Source organism: Stenotrophomonas sp. Sm2128, assembly GCF_030985535.1.
Classification (GTDB): domain Bacteria; phylum Pseudomonadota; class Gammaproteobacteria; order Xanthomonadales; family Xanthomonadaceae; genus Stenotrophomonas; species Stenotrophomonas maltophilia.
The window spans coordinates 1-4,022 of sequence record NZ_JAPTFQ010000142.1 but is presented as its reverse complement, the minus strand read 5'-3'; the positions used below and the strand labels follow the sequence as shown (position 1 = coordinate 4,022).

Below are 4,022 nucleotides of genomic sequence, written 5' to 3'. Positions count from 1 at the left end.
ATCTGTCAGAGGTGGGGCGGTGTCGGAGTGCGGGGTGTCAGCCGCATGGATGCGGCTGCCAAGCTTACAGGGACGTACTTGCAGCGCCCCCGCACTCCGACACCGCCAGCCCACGGAATGCATGCTGTTGCCGCTGCTTCGGCTTTTGCCGTTGACGTTGATTGCAGCAGGTGCAGGGCTGCAAGCCCTGCCGAAAACCCCTTACCGCACTTGCTCCTGCTTGCGCACGATCGCCATCGCAATCTCCAGCGACTGCTCGTAGTTCAACCGTGGGTCCACCGTCGAACGATACGCGCGCTCCAGGTCACGCTCGGTCAGTTCGCGCGCACCACCGGTGCATTCGGTCACGTCCTCGCCGGTCAGTTCCAGGTGCACGCCACCCAGGCGCGTGCCCGCGGCCGCATGCAGATCAAACGACATCTCCACTTCGCCACGCACATTGTCGAAGCGACGCGTCTTGAAGCCATTGGCAGTGCTTTCGGTGTTGCCATGCATCGCATCGCACACCCACAGCACGCGGCGGCCATCACGCTTGACGGCATCCAGCAGCGGCGGCAGCTTCTCGGCGATCTGCGCCGCACCCATGCGGTGGATGAAGCTCAGTCGACCCGGTTCGTCGTGCGGGTTGAGCACATCGATCAGGCGCAGCAGCTGGTCCGGCGTCACCGACGGGCCGACCTTGATCGCAATCGGATTGCGCACGCCACGCAGGTATTCCACGTGCGCGCCATCCAGCGCAGCCGTGCGCATGCCGATCCACGGGTAATGCGTGCTCAGGTTCAACCAGCCCTGCTGGCGCGGCACCTGGCGGGTCAGCGCCTGCTCGTAGGGCAGCAGCAGTGCTTCATGCGAGGTGTAGAAGTCGATGCGGTTGAGGTTGTGCACGCGGGCCCCGGCCAGGGTCTCCATGAAGTGCACCGCATCGCCGATCGAGGCCACCATCTTCTGGTAATCGGCCGCCAGCGGCGAGTGGCTTACCCACTCCAGGTTCCAGTATTCGGGGTGGTGCAGGTCGGCGAAACCACCGTCGATCAGCGCACGCACGAAGTTCATCGTCATCGCCGAATGGGCGTGGGCCTGCAGCATCCGCTTCGGATCCGGCAGACGCGCTGCTTCAGTGAAAGCGGGGGCGTTGATCACATCGCCGCGGTAGCTCGGCAGGGTCACGCCGTCGCGGGTCTCGGTATCGGCCGAACGCGGCTTGGCGTACTGGCCGGCGAAGCGGCCGACGCGGATCACCGGCTGGCGCAGGCCGTGCACCAGCACCAGGCTCATCTGCAACAGTACCTTCAGCCGGTTGGAGATGGTGCCCGATTCGCAGTCGCTGAAGTTCTCGGCGCAGTCGCCGCCCTGCAGCAGGAAGCGCTTGCCTTCCTGGGCCTCGGCCAGCTGCTGCTTCAGCGCCAGGATCTCCCATGAGGTGACCAGCGGTGGCAGCCGCTTAAGCTCGTGCAGGGCCGCCTCCAGGGCTACCGGGTCGGGATAGGTCGGCATCTGCAGCGCGGTCTTGCCCCGCCAGCTCTCCGGCGACCAGGCAGCGCCGGCGGCGGTCGCGGCGGGATCGGGCACGGGCGGAACGGCGGACAGGCTCATTGCAGACTTCCGGGATGGGGGGCGGTCATGGTCGCAGAGCCGGCCGCTGACGCAAAGGGCCGGTCCGGCCTACCGGCTCGCCTGAACGGCAGAGAAAGGCCGACGCCAGCAGCCAGATCCTGCATGGTCAGCCGCCCGGGACAGGCGCATGATTTGTTACGGAGTAACACTTCAATGTCATGGACCGGCCCCTTCCACATCCAGCCGCCACCTCTCCCACCATGAAGCCCTCGCCCCTCGCTACCGGCATCACCTTCGCCCTGGCCCTGGCCAGCCTGCCCGCCTTCGCCTCGGCAGCCGACGCCCCCGCTTCGTCCGTCAAGGATCTGGATGCGGTCACCGTCCACGCCCAGCTCGACCAGGCCCGCAACACGCTGTCGCCGGACATCGGCAGCAGCCAGTACCAGATCACCGCCGAGGACATCCAGAAGCAGCCGCTGGGTGCCTCCGCGCCACTCAGCCAGGTACTGCTGCAGGCCCCTGGCGTGGTCCAGGACTCCTATGGCGGCGTGCATGTGCGTGGCGACCACGCCAACCTGCAGTACCGCATCAACGGCGTGCTGCTGCCCGAATCGATCTCCGGCTTCGGCCAGACCCTGGACGCGCGCACCATCAAGAGCATCCGCCTGATGGACGGCGCACTGCCGGCGCAGTTCGGCGAGCGCACCGCAGCGGTGGTCGACATCACCACCCGCAACGGTGCCGAGCTGGGCAATGGCGGCAGCGCGGGGCTGACCACCGGCTCGTTCGGCAAGATCAATCCGAACGCCTCCTGGTGGGGCAACCAGGGGCGCTGGAGCTGGTTCCTGACCGGCAACTACGACCAGCATGAGGTCGGCCTGGAGAACCCCACCAACTCGCGCAAGCCGCTGCACGACGATACTCACCAGGGAAAGGCCTTCGCCGACCTCACCTACCTGGTCAACGACAACACCCGCCTGAGTGTGTTCGCCGGTTTCGCCAACAACCGCTTCCAGATCCCGGTCAACCCGGGCCAGACGCCACAGTTCGGATATCTGGACACCACCACCTTCGACTCCAGCCAGCTGGATGAGACCCAGCGCGAGACCACCCGCTTCGGCATGCTGGTGCTGCAGGGCACGCTGGGCAGCACCGCGTACCAGCTATCGGCCGGACAGCGCTACAGCGACGTGGCGTTCAACCCGGACGTGGTGGGCGACCTGGTGTTCAGCGGCGTCGCCTCGCAGGTCCAGCGCAGCAACCGCGCCAACACCCTGCAGGCCGACTTCTCAACGCCGTTGGGCAACGACCACACGCTGCGCTATGGCCTGTACGGCAATTACGAGAACGCGCGGGCCAGCAGCAACAGCTGGGTGTTCCCGGTTGATGACGGCGGCCAGCAGTCCGGCACGACACCGCTGTTGATCCCCGACCGCAGCGCGTTCCACGCCAGTACGCTGGCACTGTACGTACAGGACGAGTGGAAGATCGGCGACGACTGGACCGTGAACTACGGCCTGCGTGGCGACCGCTACAAGGCCTTCGGCCGCACCGAAGGCCAGCTCAGCCCGCGCGTGGGCGTGGTCTGGAATGCCAGCGACAGCACCACCGTGCACGCCGGCTATTCGCGCTACTTCACGCCACCGGCCAGCGAGTTGATTGCCAGCAGCGACATCGCGCTGTACGACGGCACCACCAACCAGCAGCCCAGCGGCGGCAACAACACGCCGCTGGCCGAGCGCAGCGACTACTACGACATCGGCGTCTCGCAGCAACTGGGCGAGCACCTGACCCTGGGCCTGGACGCGTATGACCGACGCGTCGCACGCCTGCAGGACGAAGGCCAGTTCGGCGCTGCCTACATCTATTCGACCTTCAACTACCGCCGTGGTCACATCCGCGGCCTGGAGTTCAGCGCCGACTACAGCAACGGTCCTTTCAGCGCCTACTTCAACGCCGCGCTGAACAAGGCCATTGGTACCGACGTCATCACCAGCCAGTACAACCTCGATCCGGAAGCGCTGGCCTATGTGGCCAACCACTGGATCCACCTCGACCACGACCAGAAGCTGACATCATCGGGTGGTCTCAGCTACGCCTTCGCCGGACACAACCGGATCGGTGCCAACTACGTGTTCGGCAGCGGCCTGCGTTCGGACATCGAAGGCGTACCCAACGGCGGCGAGCTGCCGTCGTACCTGCAGGTGAACCTCAGCGCCGGGCACGACTTCAATGCCGATAGCGGCCATCCATTGCACGTCCAACTGGCCGTGATCAACGCACTGGATCGCAGCTACCAGCTGCGCGACGGTGGCGGTGTCGGCGTCTTCGCCCCGCAGTGGGGACCGCGCCGAGGTGCTTACCTGAGCCTGCAGCAGGACTTCTGAGGTAGTGGGGGGGGGGGGGGGGGGGGGGGGGGGGGGGGGGGGGGGGGGGGGGGGGGGGGGGGGGGGGGGGGGGGGGGGGGG

2 protein-coding genes are annotated in these 4,022 nt (G+C 66.7%); one reads left to right on the top strand and one right to left on the bottom strand.

Translation table 11 applies throughout. From position 1 onward, the window contains the following. Positions 1-201: 201 nt before the first annotated feature. Positions 202-1,593, bottom strand: a complete 1,392-nt coding sequence (locus O0K41_RS22040) for a 3-deoxy-7-phosphoheptulonate synthase class II (RefSeq protein ID WP_005408220.1) — start codon at positions 1,591-1,593, stop codon at positions 202-204. A gap of 221 nt (positions 1,594-1,814) precedes the next feature. Between O0K41_RS22040 and O0K41_RS22035 the strand changes: the two genes are divergently transcribed. After that, entirely contained in the window at positions 1,815-3,941 is a 2,127-nt protein-coding gene (locus O0K41_RS22035; RefSeq protein WP_099604858.1) for a TonB-dependent receptor, read from the top strand. Positions 3,942-4,022: the final 81 nt, after the last annotated feature.

Bases quoted from the DNA above. Each gene is read 5' to 3' on its own strand.
- O0K41_RS22040 (WP_005408220.1), bottom strand. From the start codon at position 1,593: ATGAGCCTGTCCGCCGTTCCGCCCGTGCCCGATCCCGCCGCGACCGCC.
- O0K41_RS22035 (WP_099604858.1), top strand. From the start codon at position 1,815: ATGAAGCCCTCGCCCCTCGCTACCGGCATCACCTTCGCCCTGGCCCTG.